17 protein-coding genes are annotated in these 19,331 nt (G+C 60.1%); 10 read left to right on the top strand and 7 right to left on the bottom strand.

Translation table 11 applies throughout. From position 1 onward, the window contains the following. The first annotated feature begins 11 nt into the window (after positions 1 to 11). Together LQ220_RS18615 and LQ220_RS18610 are read left to right on the top strand one after the other, a co-directional pair. Positions 12 to 1,454 (top strand): PepSY domain-containing protein, encoded by a 1,443-nt coding sequence (locus LQ220_RS18615; protein ID WP_230189636.1) that lies wholly within the window; start codon positions 12 to 14, stop codon positions 1,452 to 1,454. A 109-nt stretch (positions 1,455 to 1,563) separates the two neighbouring features. Then, complete coding sequence (locus tag LQ220_RS18610; protein WP_230189635.1) at positions 1,564 to 2,853, top strand: PQQ-dependent sugar dehydrogenase; 1,290 nt, start codon at positions 1,564 to 1,566, stop codon at positions 2,851 to 2,853. A gap of 95 nt (positions 2,854 to 2,948) precedes the next feature. Here the strand turns inward: LQ220_RS18610 and LQ220_RS18605 are convergent, their stop codons facing one another. Beyond that, entirely contained in the window at positions 2,949 to 3,509 is a 561-nt protein-coding gene (locus tag LQ220_RS18605; RefSeq protein ID WP_230189634.1) for a nuclear transport factor 2 family protein, read from the bottom strand. Between the two features lie 410 nt (positions 3,510 to 3,919). On the opposite strand from LQ220_RS18605, the gene LQ220_RS18600 reads away from it, so the two are divergent. Both LQ220_RS18600 and LQ220_RS18595 read left to right on the top strand, forming a co-directional pair. Beyond that, positions 3,920 to 5,248, top strand: coding sequence for a PepSY-associated TM helix domain-containing protein (locus LQ220_RS18600; protein ID WP_230189633.1), 1,329 nt, complete (start codon positions 3,920 to 3,922; stop codon positions 5,246 to 5,248). A 47-nt stretch (positions 5,249 to 5,295) separates the two neighbouring features. Next, positions 5,296 to 7,539 (top strand): TonB-dependent receptor, encoded by a 2,244-nt coding sequence (locus LQ220_RS18595; RefSeq protein WP_230189632.1) that lies wholly within the window; start codon positions 5,296 to 5,298, stop codon positions 7,537 to 7,539. A gap of 105 nt (positions 7,540 to 7,644) precedes the next feature. Here the strand turns inward: LQ220_RS18595 and LQ220_RS18590 are convergent, their stop codons facing one another. The 3 genes from LQ220_RS18590 to LQ220_RS18580 are packed head-to-tail and all read right to left on the bottom strand — an operon-like array spanning position 7,645 to position 9,460. Beyond that, a complete protein-coding gene (locus LQ220_RS18590; protein ID WP_230189631.1) occupies positions 7,645 to 8,277 on the bottom strand; it encodes a hypothetical protein in 633 nt (210 codons plus the stop codon). After that, positions 8,274 to 8,969, bottom strand: coding sequence for a HupE/UreJ family protein (locus LQ220_RS18585; protein ID WP_230189630.1), 696 nt, complete (start codon positions 8,967 to 8,969; stop codon positions 8,274 to 8,276). The genes LQ220_RS18590 and LQ220_RS18585 overlap by 4 nt, the downstream gene beginning before the upstream one ends. A 5-nt stretch (positions 8,970 to 8,974) precedes the next feature. Continuing rightward, positions 8,975 to 9,460 carry a hypothetical protein gene (locus LQ220_RS18580; RefSeq protein WP_230189629.1) on the bottom strand — a complete coding sequence of 162 codons (486 nt, stop codon included), beginning with the start codon at positions 9,458 to 9,460 and terminating at the stop codon, positions 8,975 to 8,977. Between the two features lie 344 nt (positions 9,461 to 9,804). On the opposite strand from LQ220_RS18580, the gene LQ220_RS18575 reads away from it, so the two are divergent. Continuing rightward, positions 9,805 to 10,293: a DUF6644 family protein gene (locus LQ220_RS18575; protein ID WP_230189628.1), complete on the top strand. Its 489-nt coding sequence runs from the start codon at positions 9,805 to 9,807 to the stop codon at positions 10,291 to 10,293. 55 nt (positions 10,294 to 10,348) lie between these two features. Further along, positions 10,349 to 10,852 carry a DUF6644 family protein gene (locus tag LQ220_RS18570; protein ID WP_230189627.1) on the top strand — a complete coding sequence of 168 codons (504 nt, stop codon included), beginning with the start codon at positions 10,349 to 10,351 and terminating at the stop codon, positions 10,850 to 10,852. Between the two features lie 266 nt (positions 10,853 to 11,118). Here the strand turns inward: LQ220_RS18570 and LQ220_RS18565 are convergent, their stop codons facing one another. Beyond that, positions 11,119 to 12,210 carry an AraC family transcriptional regulator gene (locus LQ220_RS18565; protein ID WP_230189626.1) on the bottom strand — a complete coding sequence of 364 codons (1,092 nt, stop codon included), beginning with the start codon at positions 12,208 to 12,210 and terminating at the stop codon, positions 11,119 to 11,121. Between the two features lie 146 nt (positions 12,211 to 12,356). Between LQ220_RS18565 and LQ220_RS18560 the strand changes: the two genes are divergently transcribed. Genes LQ220_RS18560 through LQ220_RS18545 form a run of 4 tightly spaced genes read left to right on the top strand, consistent with a single transcriptional unit; the run spans position 12,357 to position 16,273 of the window. Then, positions 12,357 to 13,586, top strand: a complete 1,230-nt coding sequence (locus LQ220_RS18560) for a tyramine oxidase subunit B (RefSeq protein WP_230189625.1) — start codon at positions 12,357 to 12,359, stop codon at positions 13,584 to 13,586. Positions 13,587 to 13,629: 43 nt separating this feature from the next. Next, positions 13,630 to 14,052, top strand: a complete 423-nt coding sequence (locus tag LQ220_RS18555) for a Rid family hydrolase (RefSeq protein ID WP_230189624.1) — start codon at positions 13,630 to 13,632, stop codon at positions 14,050 to 14,052. Between the two features lie 50 nt (positions 14,053 to 14,102). After that, entirely contained in the window at positions 14,103 to 15,395 is a 1,293-nt protein-coding gene (locus LQ220_RS18550; RefSeq protein WP_230189623.1) for an FAD-binding oxidoreductase, read from the top strand. 44 nt (positions 15,396 to 15,439) lie between these two features. Next, positions 15,440 to 16,273: a DMT family transporter gene (locus LQ220_RS18545; RefSeq protein WP_230189673.1), complete on the top strand. Its 834-nt coding sequence runs from the start codon at positions 15,440 to 15,442 to the stop codon at positions 16,271 to 16,273. Positions 16,274 to 16,292: 19 nt separating this feature from the next. Here the strand turns inward: LQ220_RS18545 and LQ220_RS18540 are convergent, their stop codons facing one another. Both LQ220_RS18540 and LQ220_RS18535 read right to left on the bottom strand, forming a co-directional pair. Further along, a complete protein-coding gene (locus LQ220_RS18540) occupies positions 16,293 to 17,813 on the bottom strand; it encodes an aldehyde dehydrogenase family protein (protein WP_230189622.1) in 1,521 nt (506 codons plus the stop codon). A gap of 29 nt (positions 17,814 to 17,842) precedes the next feature. Further along, the gene (locus tag LQ220_RS18535) at positions 17,843 to 19,321 is read right to left on the bottom strand and encodes an APC family permease (protein ID WP_230189621.1); all 1,479 of its coding nucleotides are present in this window, start codon (positions 19,319 to 19,321) and stop codon (positions 17,843 to 17,845) included. Between the last annotated feature and the right edge of the window lie 10 nt (positions 19,322 to 19,331).

Here is a 19,331-nt window from a genome sequence, read left to right as displayed (position 1 = left end):
TCGGCGCGAGCATGATCTGGCACCGGGGCAAGCGCTGGCTCTATCTGATCCATCGCTGGATAGGCATTGCGACTTGCCTGCTTTTCGTCATCTGGTTCGCTTCTGGGCTGGTGATGCTCTACGTCCCGTTCCCCTCACTGGCTGATGAGGAGCGGGCGGCTGGGCTGCCCCCTATCGCGTGGGGGCGATTGGGCGCCGCCGCGCGTGCCGCACTGGCTCAGCCAGCAGGGCAGGCGCGGCAAATTGTGCTGGAGATGCGGGGCGACCGGCCCGTGTGGCGCGTCACTCTGTGGGATGGCGCACCGCTCACGATCTGGGCCGATACGGGTGCTGCTGCGAGGCACGCCTCGCGGGTTGAGGCAGCGCATATCGCGTCCGCATTTGGCAGGGAGCAAGTTGCGCACATCAGCGCGATCCAGAGCGATCAATGGGTTGTCGCCGGGGGCTATGACGCCCATCGCCCCTTGTGGAAGGCGCAGCTCGCGGGCGCGGGCGGACGCATCCTCTATGTCTCGTCCACCACTGGCGCTGTCGTGCTGGACACTAATGCGCAGGAGCGGTTCTGGAACTGGCTCGGATCGGTGCCGCATTGGCTCTATCCACGTGCATTGCGCGAGGATCAGCCGCTCTGGCGGCAAGTGGTGATGTGGTCTTCGGGACCGTGCATCCTTGTGGCGCTGACAGGGATCTGGATTGGCCTAATGCGAGTTAGGCCGGGCAGGCGGCGCTATAAGGGGGGGCGCATGACGCCCTATCATGGCTGGATGAAATGGCATCATATTTCCGGCCTGGTCGGCAGCATGTTCCTGATCCTGTGGATCTTTTCAGGATGGCTATCGGTCGATCCATGGCGGCTGTTCGCCAGCGAAGGGATCGGCACCGATGCACAGCATGATTATGCCGGGCGGGCGCCGCTGACGATCCCTGACCTTCGCGGGATCGCCGCGCGCGTGCCCGATGCGCGCCGGGTCCTCATCGGTGCAGCCGCTGGGCGCGCAATCGTCCGCATTCAAGGCGGCAGCGGCGACGAGCGCTTGCTCGACGCTAAGGCGCTCACGCCGCTGCGCCCTGATGGTGCAGCAATTCTGGCCTATGCTGCCAAACTAGTGCCTTCCGCCCAAATCACCCATGTCGATCTGCTGTCTCGGCCGGATGCTTATTGGTATGCCGTGCGCGGGCAGGTGGCGTTGCCCGTGCTGCGCATGAGGTTTGACGATCCCGCCGCAACCTGGGTTCACATTGCCCCCAATAGTGGCGAACTGCTTGGCGAGGCTGATCGCAGACGCCGCGCCTATCGCTGGCTGTTCGATCTGTTCCATCGCTGGGATTTGAACCTGTTGCTTCAAGCGGCCCCAGCGCGTGATCTGCTGATCTGGATCATGTCGATCATAGGTCTAGCCATGTCCGCCACGGGCATCGTGATCGGCTGGCGGAGATTGCACAGGCATTGCTGACCCAAGATGCCAAGGATATGGTCGTCCCTGCAATCATCGGTCAAACCGCGTAGCGACTAGAACAAGGGCCGCAAAGGCCCGTCATTTGGGCATAGGCAGGAGCGGTTGAATGAAACACTTTCGCAGCAAGGCTAGGCATTGGGTACAGGCAGGAGCGGTTGCGCTGTTCTCCACGGCTGCGTTTGCGGCTGATGTGCCAGAGGTTGGCGTTCCAGCAGAGCTTCCAGGGCCAGGGCCTTATGTGATGCGTAGTGCGGAACAGCCTGTCGTGAAGGTGGAGATCGTCGCCAAGGGGCTTGAGAATCTATACACCCTTGCTTTCCTGCCGAATGGCGACGCGCTGATCGTGGAGCGCGGCCAGCGGCTGCGCCTGCTCCGGCAAGCGACCGGGCCAAATCCCGTGCTGGAGGCGCAGCCAATCGCCAATGTGCCAAATTACAGCAAGGCAGAGCATCTCAAGCCGATCGACGTGCTGGGCATTCAGGATGTGCGGCCAGATCCTGACTTCGCCACCAACAAGCTCATCTATTTCACCTTCAACCGCCCTGTCGGCTATGATGCCAAGGCAGATCGCATCACCGCGACAACAGTGTTGGCGCGGGCGCGGTTGGATGGTCTGCGCCTTGTGGATGTGAAGGATCTGCTGGTCGGCGAGGTGATGGTCGGCACCGGTGGATCGCGCATATTGATCGATCCCAAACGGCAGCTTTTCGTTGCTGTTGGCGCGTTGAGCGAAGGCGATATCCAGTCCGCCCAACGGACCGACAACATCTATGGCAAGGTGATGCGGATCGGGATCGACGGGAGCATTCCGGCGGACAATCCGTTCAGGAACACCAAGGGTGCCCGGCCCGAGATCTGGACCTATGGCCATCGCGATCCGCTAGGGCTGGCGATTGATCCGCGCACGGGGCGTCTCGTGGCATCCGAACATGGCCCGCAGGGTGGGGATGAGCTGAATGCGCTGCTGCCCGGCCGCAATTATGGCTGGCCCAATTCTACCTATGGCACTGAATATGGAGGCTCTCGCTTGCCGGTTGGCCCGGTTGCCGCTGGAACGGAAGGGCCTACGCTGATCTGGTCCCCTGCAATCGCGCCAAACGGAATTGCTTTCTACACAGGAATGGCAATGCCCGGCTGGACAAATAGTCTTTTCGTCGCCAGCGCTCGCCGCGGGCAGATTAACGGCACGGGATCGCTCATCCGTGTGGTCTTCAATGATCGGTTGGAGGAGATGCGCCAGGAAGTATTGTTGGACGGGCTCCACCAGCGCTTCAAGGATGTACGGCAGGGGCCGGATGGGCGGCTCTATGCCGTGACGGATGAGCCGACCTCCATCGTGGTGCGGATCGGCCCCGCTGATGAGGCGATGCTCGCCAAGGTGGCGACAAAGCCCTGATGCAGGACGCCTGAAACTAAGAGCGGCGCGATCCGGACGGGCAGTGATTGCCGCATCCGGATCGAGCCGCTCAGGTGAATTGATTTGTCGCTAAGTCAGTACGCTGCGCGAGAGGCGTCATCGATGATGAAGCGCCAGCCGCCATCGGCCTGCTTGCGGATCACCTCGATGCCGCCGCCGGTCAGCTCCTGCTTGACCCCATCGGCATTGGTGAAATTCATGCGCCAATGGTTGGTCGTGAGCACTATATCCTGATAGACCACATGCTTGCGGTTACCGAGAACGATCTGTGGTTTGAGGGCAAGCAGCCCTTCAAAATCGGCCTTCACCTGCGCCTTGCCGTGCAGCAGCTTCTTGTCGGAATTCACATAAGTGACATCCTCGACATAAAGATCGACCAGACCTTCTAGATCGCCGCTGTTCATCCGTTCCTGCCAGGCGTCATAAAATGCATCGAGATCGGTGACGGGCGCAATGCGCCGCGCATTGGTGGCTGCGGTTGCCCTGGCAATCCCACCAGAGCTGGCCACTAGCGCCCCGGCGGCCATCACGCGCAGAAAATTCGCGCGTGTCAGGCTGGAGAGCGTCGTGTCGAGCGGCATGGAGGCATCTTCCGAGATGGTCGCCTGCCAGGCCTTGCGAATGGATCCGATCACATCTTGCTCCTTTAACAGTCAGCACTTTAGCTGGCGCAGACAATGTGAACAGGCGCGCTACATGTCTATTTCATCTTCGGCCTAAATCACCATTGTTTCGGCCCCGGGGCAAATATGCTGATTGCCGGCGCAGAAGTCCGTGGGCGGGGCGCTTCGGAGGACCGGGGGTACGGTCCGGCGAAGTCAGCCAAGCTTGCGATCTCGGACGATGGCCGAAATTGCAAGCTATGTGAGCGTGCGGGCAATTCTGTCTTTCCGTATCCATGTCAGTTTAAGCTGAAAGTAAATCAGGGGAAACGGAGGCGCCGCGTACCCTGCATAAGGATGCCGCAAATCTCTCTCGCAGTGGTGGGAGTGGTGACGCACTTTTTAAAAACGTTACATAATTCGTCCACGCATGGAGTTTGTATTTGAGCGGTCCGTCGCAACTTAGACTCACGGTTGTAAAGGTGCATCGCTATGTTGGCCTTGCGCTTGCTTTCTTCCTTGTCTTGATTGCGGGCACGGGCAGCATAATCGCTTATTATGACGATCTCGAGCGCGCTCTGAATAGTCGCATGCGCGTGGTCACACCGCAGACGCAGGGCTGGACGATTCATGATGCGCTGGCCATCCGCGAACGGCTGGAAAAGCAGGATCCGCGCGCTCACCTCTTCTCGCTCCAGTTCCCGCAAAAACCTGATGAGACGCTGTTTTCACGCGTCATGCCGGCTATTGATCCGCGTACTGGCGAGCCAACGCAGATTGATTATGATGAGGTGTTCGCCAACCCATACACAGGTGAGCGGCTTGGCCAGCGCGTAATTGGCGCCGCGACGCTTGCGCCCTCAGGCGTGCCGTCTTTCCTCTATTATCTGCATTATGCGCTCATTTTTCCGCTCGGCGTCGGTATTCTGCTCATGGGATCGCTGAGTCTGGTCTGGGCGTTTGAAACAGCCGTCGGCCTTTACCTCACCCTTCCGGCGAAGCTGAAACGGCACAAGGCAGGCGGGCAGCGCCGGTCTTTCCTGCAGCGCTGGTCAACATCGTGGAAGGTTGATCGGAGCGGCAACGGCAATCGGTTCGTGCTCGATCTGCATCGTGCGTCCGGCCTTTGGCTGTTTCCGTTACTGATGATCTTTGCGGTGACGGGCTTTGCGCTCAATCTGGGCACCTATTATGCGGGCTTCGTAAAGCTGTTCACCACTTACGAGCATTTCCAGGAAGCGCCCCCCCGGCCATCGCTCCCCAAGCCATTGCTCGATCCACCAGTGGATTGGTTCAAGGCCGCTGATCTTGGGCAGCTCTACTTTGCGCAGCAGGCCAAGCGTGAGGACTTCACACTCGGCAAGCCCGCCTCGATTGAATATCGGCGCGACCTTGGCGTCTATTTTTTCCAGATGCACACGTCGCGCGATCTCCTCGACGGACAGGGCAATCCGACCGAGACGAACTCGCCAGCCACGGCTGCAACGATTGCGATCGATGCCCTTAATGGCCGGTTTCTGGGCATGCAACTGCCCACCGGCCAACATGTCGGCAACACTGTGACGAGCTGGCTGATGGCATTGCATGTCACCGCAATTGGCGGACGGCCCTGGCAGATTGCGGTCTCCGCATTCGGCTTGATGGTGGTCGGGATTGCCATGACCGGCGTCCTCTTGTGGTGGCGACGACGCAGACCGCTCCAGGCCAGAGCGCGACCGGCCGCACACGCCGCCAACCCAGTTTCGCCATCCGGCGCAAAACAAGCGGGATAACCGCAGATTTCGTCAAAATAAATAACTTAACAAAAGGGGAAATGACAATGACAAGGACTTTCAAACGAGCGCTTAAACTATCCTGCGTGCCCATGTCGGGCATTCTGGTGTTGGCACTTTCCGCTCCCGCACAGGCGCAGGTCGATGCCAATGAAGGCGCGATTGGCGGCGACATCATCATCACGGCTCAGAAGCGCGAGGAGCGTCTGCTCGACGTGCCGGTGCCAGTGACAGCGGTTAGCGGCAGCGATATGTTGGCTCAGAACCAGACCAGAGCGCAGGACTTTTTCGCCAGCGTGCCGGGCGTAAACCTGCAATTCCAGAACAACCGTGCGCAGCTTGCCATTCGCGGCATCACGACCAGCCCCGTGACGGGTAATCCCGTAGTCGGCTTCACCATTGACGATGTGCCTTATGGCTCGTCGACCGGGCAGGGCGGCCTATTTGGCGCGGCGCCTGATCTCGACCCTTCGGAGCTCGCTCGAATCGAAGTGCTGCGCGGCCCACAGGGTACGCTCTACGGTGCGAGCAGCATGGGCGGTCTGGTGAAATATGTCACGATCGACCCTGATCTGAAAGATTTTGGCGGTTCGATCGGCGGCGGCGTGCAACGGGTCGCAAAAGGCGGTCAGACGCTAGGCTATAACGTGCGCGGTGCCATAAATGTGCCACTTGGTGAGACGGTCGGCGTGCGCGCCAGCGCTTATACCCGCAAGGAACCCGGCTATATCGATAATGTCCGCACGGGTAAGACGAATGTGAATTCCTCGCAGGTTACGGGCGGCCGCTTATCGGCTCTGTGGAAGCCATCGGAATCCTTCTCGCTTAAGCTCAGCGCGCTCTATCAGGAACGGGACATTTATGGCTCGTCGAACGTGGATGCATCGCTCGGTTCGGTCTATCTGCAAAGCGATCAGCTCGGTTCAGGCCGCAGCCGCTCGGATACGCAGATGTATAGCGGCCTCATCAATGCCGACCTTGGTGGCGTTGACGTTACTTCTATTACGGCGTTCTCACGGGCCACTAATTATGACTTCCTGGACTTCACCGCATCGCCGCTCACGGGTTTCCTCTTCCCGCTGGTATTCCCTGACGCGACCGAGTTCGGCAATGTTCTGCGCCAGGGTTATGAAGTGGACAAGTTCTCGCACGAGACGCGCCTCTCCGGGGCGGCAGGCAATGCGATCAACTGGATCGTTGGCGGTTTCTACACGCACGAGAAGGCGCGATACACCATCGACACGGCGGCGACGAACCCGACTGACGGCAGCGTTTATGGCTATCCGGTCGTATGGCGCGATAATGTAAAATATAATGAATATGCCGCATTCGCCAATCTGGCCGTAACCCTGTCCGAGCAGTTCGACGTGCAGTTTGGTGGCCGTTATAGCAAGAATAAGCAGGAAATGACGCACCGTGAGTGGGTTCGCTCATCGCCTGCGCCGGATCCCGCAAATTATGCGGAGACTAACCCGAGCGCCAGCGGGGAGGCCTTCACTTTTCAGGTTACGCCCCGCTTCAAGCCATCGCCCGATCATATGATCTATGGACGTCTGGCGACTGGCTATCGTCCGGGCGGGCCGAACGCCGGTTGCAGCGAAGATCCGGCCGAGCCAGTCCCTTGCCAGTTCCGGCCTGACAAGACGGTCAATTATGAGCTGGGCGCTAAGGGCACTCTGGCGGGAGGCTTGCTCTCTTATGATGTCTCGGTGTTCCACATCGACTGGAAAGACATTCAGATCACGCAGGTTTCTTCGCTGGGTACCTTCACCTTCAATTCCAACGCAGGCAAAGCGCGCAGTCGCGGGTTCGAGGTTGCGTTTGAAGCTCGGCCAACCCAAGGCCTGACCGTCAAGGCATGGTGGGCCTATGTGAACGCGACCCTGCGTGAGCCCTTCGCGTCGGCAGCAGTCTATGCGGCCCGTGGTGATCGCCTGCCTTTCTCCAGCGATCATTCCGGCCACCTTTCGTTCAATTATGAGGCACCGGTGTCGGATCGTGTCACGGCCAACTTCGGCGCAGCGGCGACCTATGTTGGTAAGCGCCGCGGTGAGTTCGTACCGGCGGAAAGCCTGGCCCCACTGCGCCAGACATATCCTGACTATGTGCAAATTGACGTCAATGCCGGGCTCAAATTCGACAATTGGACGCTCAGTGCCTTCGTGCAGAACCTCACCAATGAGAGTGGTGTGATCGGTGGCGGTTTCTACAACCAGACCTCTTTCAACGCGGACTGGTTCAATTACATCCGGCCGCGCACGGTTGGTTTGAATGTCGATTTCAGCTTCTGAGCTGACTGATCCAATCCGCCAGACATTAAAAGGGCCGCATCGGGTGAAACCGGTGCGGCCCTTTTGCTATATGTGAGGCAGGCGATGGAAGCAGGGGTTGTTGGCCTATGGCTTTGCGCTGCTTACCGGGGCAGGTGTAAGGCTGCGCGGTTGGGGCTGTCGACCATCCATCACCATAGAGCCTTTGATCTGTCCGGACGTATCGAGCGTCAACGTGACCGGGGAGAGGGTCCGGTTCTGCCAGTGCCAGCCATGAATGCCGGAAAAAGCAGCAACATAGCGCCCGTTCTGGCTGCTGCCTTTGGCGATGGCATAGCTTTCGGTCAGTGCCTCGCCGCCATCGAAAGGGTGAGCGTGCATGTCATAGTTCAGCGGCCCGTCGGCCCGCCATGCAAAGCCAATCGCCGCGCCCTTGTCGAGCGTATATTTCAGCTCGATCTCACCATAGGGTGGCAGCGTATAGGTCCAGTGATCGCGGGCGCCGGCTAGGGCGGCAGGTGGTGCGTCACTGCTGGTGAGCACGCCCGTGCGCTTCTGGCCACGATCAAGTGCTTCCTTGGCTTGCGGATTGGCCATCTCGGTTAGGCCGCTTGCCTTGCCTAGGCCAGTCGGGTCGATGCCCGTCTCTGCGGGAAGGATGAAGACCACTGTAATTGCCGCAATCGCCACCGCTGCCGCTGCACTCAGCAGGATTATCTTGCGCGGGTTTGAGGCAGTAGCCGGTTCGATATCGCTCATGATGCCAGATACTCCGATGTTTGATGGAACATGATTGCTGCACCGCTTACGATGAGCAGCCAGTTTGCGACCGCAGCCTTTGCTGCAAATCCGGAGCGGTTGCGCACAAGATTGAGCAGGCAGACGACGAAGAAAAGAACGATGATCTGCCCGATCTCCACGCCGACATTGAAGCTCAGAAGGTTGACCAGCAAACCGTCAGGAGAAATCGAAAGGCTCAGCAATTTGGCGGCAAGGCCTAGGCCGTGGCACAGGCCGAAGGCCAACACCGCCAGCCGGGTATCCACGCGCCAGCCCAGCGTGCGCAGCAAGCCAAGGTTTTCCGCACCCTTATAGATGATCGACAGGCCGATGATCGCATCCACCACATGGCTGTTCGCACCGATGTGGAAGATAACGCCCAACATGAGCGTGAGCGAATGGCCAAGCGTGAAGAGCGAAACGTAGAGCACGACGTCGCGCAAGCGGAAGAGGAACATGACCACGCCCACGAGGAACAGGATATGGTCATATCCGGTCACCATATGCTTTGCGCCGAGATACAGGAACGGCATGATCGCCTGTCCCTGCGTTGCTGCAACAAAGGCTCGGTCGCTTTGCGCCACATCATGCGCAAGGACACTATGTGCCCCGATCAACTGGAGCGCCACCGCCGCGAAGAGGATAGATGGGATTGTTAGGAGGCGCCGCACCAGTTTTACTGCTGTGTGCTGTTATGAGGGTCTGGACCCAACCGGACGGGCGTTGGCAAGTAGATCTCATGGCAGGCGGTGCAGACATTGTAGAGTGTGCCGCCTGCTTCGAGCACCTTGTCAGGTTCATGGGATTGCGCCGCAGTCTCAGCCCTGGCTGCAGCTTGCGCCAGACCTTCTGCAAAATCCTGCCAGTCGGTTCCGCGATTGGCTGCATAGGCAGGCTGCTTGAGTATTTCGGCCGATTGCTTGAGTGCTCGCGCTGCCTCGACCGTCCGGTTCCATTCTTCAGCGTTAGTAGGGACGATCTCACGGGCGCCTTTCTCGTCGCTTACATATTGGACGGCATCCCAATAGTTTTGTGCGGCAGGCTGCACATGCTCGATCATATACGCCTTGGCGTCGGCTGGCTTTACCTCCTCCGGCTTGGCACAGCTACTCATGGACAGGATCAATATCGCCGCAGCGCCTGCTGCCCGGATTCGTGTCATCAGTCTTCCCTTTCGGATACCGATCCGCCAGCATGGAGTGGACCGTCCTGCGTATAGTGGCGATCATCCTCGTTGTGCGGAATCAAATAGCGGTGACCCATAGGTTACAGCAGCGTTACAGCGTGTGAAGCGGGGGGAGCATTTAGCGGCATATCGCCATTCTGCTCGCGGGTTTTCCGGCCCAAACCACGCGCCGTTGCAGGCGAATGGCCAACGCGTCGCCATCTGTACCGGTATCGAACGGTTTCAACCTTGGAAGCTGGCCGTAAGCCCCTAGACCAGAACCATGCACAGCCCCTCAGCTTAAATGAGTGGCAGGAACTTACAACAGAGGGGATTTAGAGATGTCCGTCACAGAATTTGGCGATTGGCTTTATGCCACGCCGGTCGCGACCGCGATCCGCGAGACCAGTTGGATCATCCCAAGTATCCAGAGCATTCATATTCTCGCCATCGCGGTGCTGATCGGGTCCGCACTTTGCACGGAGTTGCGCTTTGCTGGCGTGTTGGCCACGGACCGTCCGGCGGCGGATGTGCTGCGGCGGTTTCTGCCCTGGATGCGCTGGGCGCTGCTGGTGCTGCTGACCACTGGCGTCATACTCGTTGTCGCCGAGCCTGGGCGCACGCTCACCAACAACGTGTTCATCACCAAGATGGTGCTGGTCGCCGGCGCAAGTCTCGTCACGCTGCGCGCCCGCAAGTCTCTGTTGGTTGCCGGTCCTGCGCTGGAGGGAGCCGCAGGTTCCGCTGAGTCCTCCAGACCGCTGGCTTGGCTGATGCTTTTGGTCTGGTGTTGCGTGATCTTCTGCGGTCGCTTCATCGCTTACGTCTGATCGCTTCGAGCGCCGCTTCGGCGGCCGTCCACCTGATTAACGGAAGAGTTTTGCCATGATCGACCAAGCCATCCTTCAGCAAATTTACGATTTGTCCCTGTCTTCTTCTATTCGTGAGAATGTGAATGCGTTTCCCCTGATTGAATCGCTGCACGTCCTTGCCATCACCCTTGTGTTCGGCACCATCCTGATAGTCGATCTTCGCTTGCTGGGCTTCGCGTCTTACCGTGGAAGCGCGGCGACGCTGATCGCCGAGCTGCTGCCGTACACGTGGATCGCCTTTGTGGTGGCGGTTATCACCGGTGGCCTCCTGTTCATTTCGAACGCGGTTGCGTATGCGAACAACACGCAGTTCCTGCTTAAGTTGGTGGCAATCGCTATCGCGGGACTGAACATGATGTGGTTCCATTCGACCGCGTACCGCAGGATTGCCGATTGGGATGCCGACATGCCGCCGCCCGCTGCGGCGCGCTTCGCTGGCATTTCGTCACTTATCGTATGGACCTTGGTCATCTGCCTCGGCCGCTGGATCGGTTTCACGCTCGAACTGATCTTCTGATTTTTTGAGCATTGATCATGCCGATTGTTCCCCTGGTGATCGGCATGGCGCCCTGGGCCACCCGCGCGTTCTAGACATGCCCTTGCCAGCGCGGGTGGTCTTCCGAAGGGGAACTATGCGCTACGAGACTGACCGCCGTTTTCAAGTGGATGGTATGCCGGGCTTGGCCTTGGCTAGCATGTGGTAACGACGCAGGCCGTCGTGGGGATGCCGCACCTGAAGGATGTTAATCAGGTGCAGCCAGTCACGAAGGCAAGTAGCGTCGTCTAGACCGGGCTTGCCATTTCATTTTCCGGCTTGCGAAGGAAGCGGCCTGGCGAAACGCCGGTCCACTCTTTAAATGCGCGGGAAAAAGCGGCAGTGTCGGAATAGCCTAGTTGCTCGGCGGCGACTGCGAGCGATATGCCCGGCTTGGAGAGGATCGTCTGTGCACGGTCCTGCCGCGTCGCCTGCAGCAACTCGCGGAAGGATGTGCCTTCCTCAGTCAACCGTCGCCGCAATGAGCGCTCTGACAATTTAAGTTCCGCCGCGACCGTCGCGCAATCTACATGGGTGCGACCCAGCCAGCGGGCGATGACATCCTTGGTGAGCGAGACGAAGCTTTCGCTCGGTGTGGATTCGGGTCCCATCAGGTCGAGCAAATGCCATTCGAGGATGGTGCGCAGCTTCACGTCTTCTGAAGGAACGGCACTGGCGAAGGGCTGATCCAAATCTTCGTTGCGAATCACCAACGCATTGGCGAGCTGGTTGCCCAGCACGGGTGCGCGAAAATAGTGTGATAGGCGCTCCTCGCGGCCCGTAATCGAATGCTCGAAATGAACGGCGGCTGGCGCCCATTTTGCTGAGGTGAGTTGTCGGGCCAGATTGACATAGCCAGAGATCGCGAACTCCGAATCCTGCAGCCGGGGCCACACCCCCTCATCCTCGATACGATAGGAATAGGTGGTCGTGTCCGGGTCGATCCGGCTGTCGAACAGCGTGCGACTTTGCAGGCGCGATTGAAACAGCACCAGATAATTGAGCGCGCCACGTAGCGTACCGGATGCGCGCAGCAGGGCATAAAAGGGGCCAAGCTCCGCCAGCCCGAATGTCGCGCCCATTTCCAGCCCCAAATGGGGGCGATGGAATTTGCGGGATGCTTGTTCGACCAGCGCCACATAGCGGTGGAGCGGCACGAATTCATAAGGCGTATCGAGCTGCGAGCGGAACATGCCATGCTCACGCAGCAGCGGGTCCACCTGCCTGCCGACATCGGCCAGTGCATCGAGCAGCGCCTTCAAAAATAACAGCCGGATGGTGCCCGTGCCGCTTCGGGAAGGGGATGTCGTCAGTAGAGGAGTGTCAAAGCTGCCTGCCATAGCGCAAGCTAATGGCCGATTATGCAAACGGTCAATCCCTAGATGCAATTTACTCGCCAAGCCCATCCGCCGAAACGGCTAGGGTGAGTGTCGGGATGCTGTCGAGACAGCAATCATTATTCGAACCGGCGATTGGAGAGTTGCTTGTGCCAGATTTGAAAGCGGATGCCCGGATGGCTGCTTCGACGCAGGAAGGCGCCGTGTTGTCCGAAAATGACAAAGCTGGGGCGAGCCTTCAGGCCGCGCTCCCCCGCATAGACTTCATCTATCTTTCCGAGCCGGACATGATCCGGGCGGGGGTGACCGATATGCCCAAGTGCGTCGATGCGATGGAAGAGATGTTTCGCCTGCTCCATGTGGGTGACTATCGGATGGCAGGCGGCAATAACAACTCCCACGGCGCTATCATCGTTTTTCCCGAAGACTCGCCCTTCCCGGATATGCCCAAGCCGACAACGGACCGCCGGTTCATGGCAATGCCCGCTTATCTCGGCGGATCGTTCCGCACGGCTGGCATGAAATGGTATGGCTCCAACGTCGAGAACCGCAATCGGAATCTGCCGCGCTCGATCCTCACATTCATCCTCAATGACGTCGATACCGGCGCGCCTTTGGCGATGATGTCGGCCAATCTTCTATCTGCCTATCGCACGGGCGCTGTGCCGGGTGTTGGTGCGCGCTATTTGGCGCGCAAGGATTCCAGCGTGGTCGGCATTGTGGGGCCGGGCGTCATGGCACGCACGTCGCTCGCTGCGTTCATGGCGACTTGCCCCTTGATCGACACGGTCAAGGTGCGGGGCCGGGGACAGGCCAATCTGGATGCGTTTACGGCATGGGTGGCGCAAACCTACCCACAGATTACCACAGTCAAGGTCGTCGAGACGGACGAAGAAGTTGTGCGGGATTCCGACATCGCCACCTTCTGTGCCTCCGTTGCGACCGGCGATCCATCCAAATATCCAACCGTGCGCCGCGAATGGGTGCGGCCCGGCACGTTCCTCTCCATGCCAGCGCCCTGCAACATCGATGAAGGGATGGAAGCGCCCGAGATCCGCAAGGTGCTCGACTTTACCGGGCTCTACGAAGCCTATCTCGAAGAGCTGCCAGCGCCGCGCCACAACCATGTGCCAGCCGTTGGTGTGCGCTATTTCGATCTGGTCGAGGAAGGCAAGCTGCCGCGCGATGCTCTTGAGGATCTTGGCGCCATCGTATCAGGCGCGACCCCGGCACGCCGCAATGATGACGAGATCATTATCCTCTCGGTCGGCGGCATGGCCGTGGAAGACGTGGCCTGGGGCACGATGGTCTACCGCAACGCCGTCGCGAAGGGCATCGGCGTCAAACTTAATCTGTGGGACGAGCCTGCGCTCAAATAGTCCGCACGAACCAACCCGATATTCATTTGGAAAGTGAGGCACCATGCCAGACGTCATCAAGGTAAAAACCGGCAATAAGTTTGAGGAGCATGGCTCTTATTCGCGGCTCGTCGCCGTGGATAACATGATCTTCGTTTCCAATACCGCCGGACGCAACCCCCGCACTAAGCTGATCCCGGAGGATTTGGCCGAACAGACCAATCAGGTGCTCGATAACATCGCCGGTGCGTTGGCTGCAGTGGATGCGGTACTGGAGGATGTGGTTTCTGCTCGTGTGTTCGTGCAATTCCCGGAGGACGTCGAGACGATCATGGAAACCTATGGCAATAGGATGCGCGGGATCAATCCCACGCTGACTATGACCTGCCCGCCGCTGGGCTCGACGCAATATAAGGTGGAAATCGACGTGATCGCCATTCGCGGTGTGTCCAAGGCGACGGTCAAAGAACTGCTGATCTCGCTCTAATTGCCGGCGGCAGGCTGGCCGCGCACGTCCAACCGTAAGGCCCCGCTTTTATGGCTCCTAAGATCGTCCCTGTTCAAACATCCGCCGCTTTGCCGAAGGAAACCACGGTGGTGGTGATCGGCGGGGGCATTGTCGGGCTGTCGACCGCCCTGTGTCTTGCCGAACGCGGCGTGCCGGTGGTGGTCATAGAGAAGGGGCGGCTTGCGGGCGAGCAATCATCGCGCAACCTTGGTTGGGTGCGCAAGGTGATGCGCCCGCCAGTCGATCTGCCAATGGCGCAGGCGGCAGAGCGGCTCTGGGCGCAAATGCCGCAGCGCACGGGCGATGATTGCGGTTTCCGTCAGGCGGGCATTGCTTATGTGGCACGCACTGAAAAAGAGCTGGCCGTCTACGAGGGCTGGCTCGAAACGGTGAAGGGCTCCGGCTTGGATTCACGCCTGCTGACCCCGGGCCAGATCGCCGAGCTTATTCCCGGCAGCACCGGTACATGGGCGGGTGGCATCGTTACCCCATCCGACGGTCGCGCTGAGCCGACGCTGGCATCGAGCGCAATCGCAAGGGCGGCGATGGCTAAGGGGGCGGTGATCGTTGAGAATTGCGCCGTGCGTACGCTTGAGACGTCCGGCGGCGCGGTGTGCGGCGTTGTGACGGAGCAGGGAGAAATCCGTTGCTCGCAAGTGGTGCTGGCCGGTGGCGTATGGTCACGCCGCTTCCTTGCCAACCATGGCGTGAAGCTCTTGACCCTGCCGCTCGTCGCCGCAGTGCTGCGGACAGAGGCGATGGAGGGGCCGACCGATTGCGCCGTGGGCGGCGCCGACTTCTCCTTCCGCAAGCGGATTGATGGCGGCTACACCATCACCCAGCGCGGCGCTTTGTTTGCACCCTTGACGCTCGATCACCTGCTGATCGGCATGGAGTATCTGCCCACGCTGATGGCGCAGTGGAGCAATTTGCGTGTGTCATTCGGGCGGGAATTTTTTGCTGACCTTGGCCTGCCGCGCCGCTGGAAAGCGGATCAGACCTCGCCCTTCGAGAAGGTCCGCACGATGGACCCGCCGGTCAATCATGCGCTGAATGAGGAAGCGATGCGCAATCTGATCGCTGCATGGCCGATCTTCGCCAAAGCCAAGATAGCGCAGGAGTGGGGCGGGATGATCGATGTGACGCCGGATTCGATGCCGGTGATCGGTCCCGTTGCCCGCTTGCCCAATCTGACGCTGGCAACCGGCTTCTCCGGGCATGGCTTTGGCACGGCGCCCGGCGCAGGTGAGCTGGTCGCTGATCTGGTGATGGGCAAGACGCCCGCCATCGATCCGACGCCTTACCGGCTGGATCGTTTCTGATCCCGCGGCAATCAGCGACGGACCTTTCGCTGCCTTTGCTGGCCGTGCTGCTTTGGGGCGGCAATGCGGTTGTTACCAAGGCTTCCGCAAGCGTGCTGAGCGCTGCGGAAATCTCCTTCTTCCGTTGGGCCGTGGCGACGCTGTTGCTGGCGCCGCTGGCTTGGCCTGCATTGCAGCGCGAACGGGCGGCCGTACTGGCCCGGCTGCCCCGGACTGTCATCCTGGGGCTGCTCGGCTGCGCGCTCTTCCCGTACATGATGTATCTTGCGGCCAGCTACACCTCGGCCATCCATCTTGGGCTCATCCAGACATTGATGCCGATGCTGGCAGTCTGCTTTGCTAGACTGCTGTTTGGCGCCGCGATCAGCCGGGCGGCGCTTATTGGCGCGGCGGTCTCCATGATCGGCATGGCGGTGGTCGTGTCGCATGGCGACCCGCTGCTGCTCTTTGCCCAGCCCGCCAACCGGGGCGATCTCATCATGATTGCGGCGACGGCCTGCTTTGCGCTCTATAGCGTGCTGCTTGGCCGCTGGCGCAGCGAGGCTGTGTCGCCGCTTGTCGATCTGTTGGGCCAGTCCTTCGTGGCGATGGTCGCCATGCTGCCGCTCTGGTGGGCCTCGGCCAGCAGCGCCGTGCAGCCGCAGGGCCTGTGGATGATCGCTTATGCCGGGGCGCTGGGATCAGTCGTGGCGCCATTGCTCTGGATGCAGGGCATATCGCGGATCGGCCCGGCCCGCGCCGCGCCCTTCTTCAATGTGTTGCCGCTCGTGACCGCCGCGCTCGCCATCGCCTTTTTGGGCGAGGCGCTCACGGTGTCACTGGTGATCGGCGGTCTGCTCACAATCGCCGGTGTGGTGCTGGCGCAGCATCGACGTTAATCGCGCTCAGCGCCCTCACTCAGCCAAAGTCATGAACGCCTTCTAGCCTCATGCAGACAGCCTTGGGCTCGGTGAAGGCATGGACTGCCTCAGTGCCAAATTCGCGGCCAAGGCCGGACATCTTGGTGCCGCCGAAGGGCATCGCAAGATCGAGCACATTATGGGTGTTGAGCCACACAGTGCCTGCCTCGATCCGCTCGGCGAGCAGATGGGCATGGTCGAGATTGCGGGTCCAGATGCTGGCGGCGAGGCCAAAGGGCGTGTCATTGGCGAGCGGTACAATCTGCGCGCGATCGGTGATGCGAGTTGCGCAGACCACTGGGCCAAAGATTTCCTCGCGCATCACGGTCATGCCCGGGGTGACGTCCGCTAGCACCGTTGGCCGATAATGCCAGCCTGCGCCATTGCCCGCCACGCCGCCAGCGATCACCTGCGCACCCTCGGCCACGCCTGCATCGACCAGACCGCTCACCTTGTCGCGTTGCCGCATAGAAATGAGAGGGCCGATCTGCGTTGCCATATCGAAGGGGGAGCCGAGCTGCAGCCCGTCAGCAATTTTGGCGACACCCTCCAGCACGGCATCGTAGATTGCATCTTCGACCAGCAGGCGCGAGCCTGCGGTGCAGATTTGGCCTGAATTGGAAAAGATGGCTGCTGCTGCGCCGGGAATGGCCCGATCTAGATCGGCATCCGCCAGGATGATCGTGGGTGACTTGCCACCCAGTTCCAGCGTGACGCGCTTCATTGTCTTGGCTGATGCGGCCAAAATGCTCTGGCCCGTTGCAGTCGATCCGGTGAAGGCAATCTTGCGGACGAGCGGATGATCGACCAGTGCGGCACCTGCCTCTGCGCCATAACCGGTTACGATGTTGACTGCGCCCGCGGGGAAGCCCGCCTCCGCGATCAATTCGCCCAGCCGTAGCGTGGTGAGCGAGCTCTCCTCCGACGGTTTGAGCACGACCGTGCAGCCAAAGGCGATGGCCGGGGCGATCTTCTGGATCGCCTGACCGATTGGGAAGTTCCAGGGCGTGATGCCACCGATCACGCCAATTGGGCGGCGCTGGGTGTATGCGCGGTAGACGGCATCCTCGGGCATCAGCGGATTATGCGTCACATATTCGCCGGTGATCTTGGATGCCCAGCCCGCGAAGTAGCGCAGCCCATCTATGGTGAATTGAAGATCGATGGCGCGCGTTACGAACAATAGCTTCCCGCTATCGAGCGATTCCAGTGCGGCCAGTTCATCGCGATGCTTCTCGACCAGCAAAGCAAGGTTTTCGAGCAGACGGCCACGATCAAGCGGACGCATCCCTTGCCAAGTCTTGCTTTCGAAACAGCGATGCGCGGCCTCAACCGCGCGGTCGACATCCTCGCGACTGCAGGCCGGGAAAGACATAATCTTGTTGCCGGTGGCAGGATCGAGCGCGTCGATCATTCGGTCTGAGCCACGCGGTTCGATCAGCTTGCCATCCAGCAGCAGCCGTCCGCTGGGCAGCGTGATCGGCGGCATGGTTGCGGGTTGGTTATCAAGTTGAGACATGGCTTCTTCCAAACTCGGTTTTGCGGGGTTCAAGGCCGCTGTTCAGGGGGCAAGGCAGCGGTAAGGTCGCCTTCGACATGAGTGGAGCCAACCTGCGCGTAAACGTCCGGACGGTTCCTGCGCAGCCAAAGGCCGTGCAGCAGACCAATCGCAATCAGCCCGACGAAAAGGAATGGCAGCCGGTTTACGATGGCCAGATCCGTGCCGGTTAGCGCAGAATAATTGGTGAGCGACAGATAGGTGATCGCGGTGATTGCGAGGCCTGCCACCAGAGGCGCCCAGAAGGTGCCGATGGAAATCTCCCCGCGCCGCGCGAAATAATAAGGGATAGAAAGGGAGGTGGTGGCGAGCAGGATTTCGAGCCCCACTGCGCCCATCGATGACAGGCTGGTGACGAGGCTTAGCAACGGGTCGAGCCCAGCCAGTGCAAAAAGGCCAATGATGACTGTGAGAATGGCCGTCAGCAGCAGGCAAGCGACATAGGGCGAGCCGTGGCGCGAGTGAACGCTGCCCAGCGCGGGGGGCATCAAACCGTCACGCGAGAGGGCAAACACATAGCGCGAAATATTGTTGTAAAAGCCCAGGGTCGCCGCGAACAGACTCGTGACCGTCAGCAGGTTAAGGGCATCGCGCCCAAAATGCCCCAGATATTGCATCGCAACCCCCGTCACGAGCCGCCCGGGGTCGGCGGCGGCGCGTGCCTGCGCGTTTTCAGGAGAGAGGGCCATCACGAGGCACCATGAGGAAAGCACGTAGAATGTGCCGAGCACCACCACTGCGCCATAGGTCGCGCGCGGAATGGTGCGCTGCCGGTCGCGCGCTTCTTCCTGATAGATGGCGGTCGCTTCAAAGCCGATGCAGCCGTTGATTGCGTAGATCAGTGCGATGCCAAGGCCAGGCGCGAGGATCGTGCCTGGCGTAAAACTGGAGAAATCCAAGCCGGAAAATCCCACGTCATGAAGAATTAGGGCATCGATGAGCAGAATGAGGCCGACTTCGAGCAACAGGGCCACGGCGAGCACTTTGGCGGCCATCGTGATCTTGTGATAGCCAAGCCAGGAGACGGCCAAAATCCCGAGGCCTGCCCATATCTCCCATCGCGTCGAAAAATCGAAGGCACTCTGCAGCAGATCGGACATGAAATAGGCCATTGCCCCCAGCACGGAGGCTGCCGCGCAGATATAAGCCGTAACCGCGACATAGGCGGCCGCGATGCCGGCTTCCTTGTTCAGACTGAGTGCAATGTAGGCATAAAAGGCGCCAGCGTTGCGCACATGCGGGATCATCCGCACATAGCCCATCGCAAACAGGATCATGATCAAGCTGACGAGGAGCTGCGTCCCGGGCACACCCGCGCCATTGCCAAAGGCGAGCGCCAAGGGGATGATTCCGGCGAGAACGCCCATCGGCGCGGCACAGGCGAGGATCATGAAAATGATGTCGCCAGTTCCCAATACACCGCTCAGCAAGCCGCCGTTGGATTGATCTTCTTGTGTACGCCTGTTCATGCTGCTTGCG

This window comes from Sphingobium sp. CECT 9361 (assembly GCF_918741285.1).
In the GTDB taxonomy this organism is placed as follows: domain Bacteria; phylum Pseudomonadota; class Alphaproteobacteria; order Sphingomonadales; family Sphingomonadaceae; genus Sphingobium.
The sequence above is the reverse complement of the archived record's forward strand: the minus strand, read 5'-3'. Positions and strand labels throughout refer to the sequence as shown.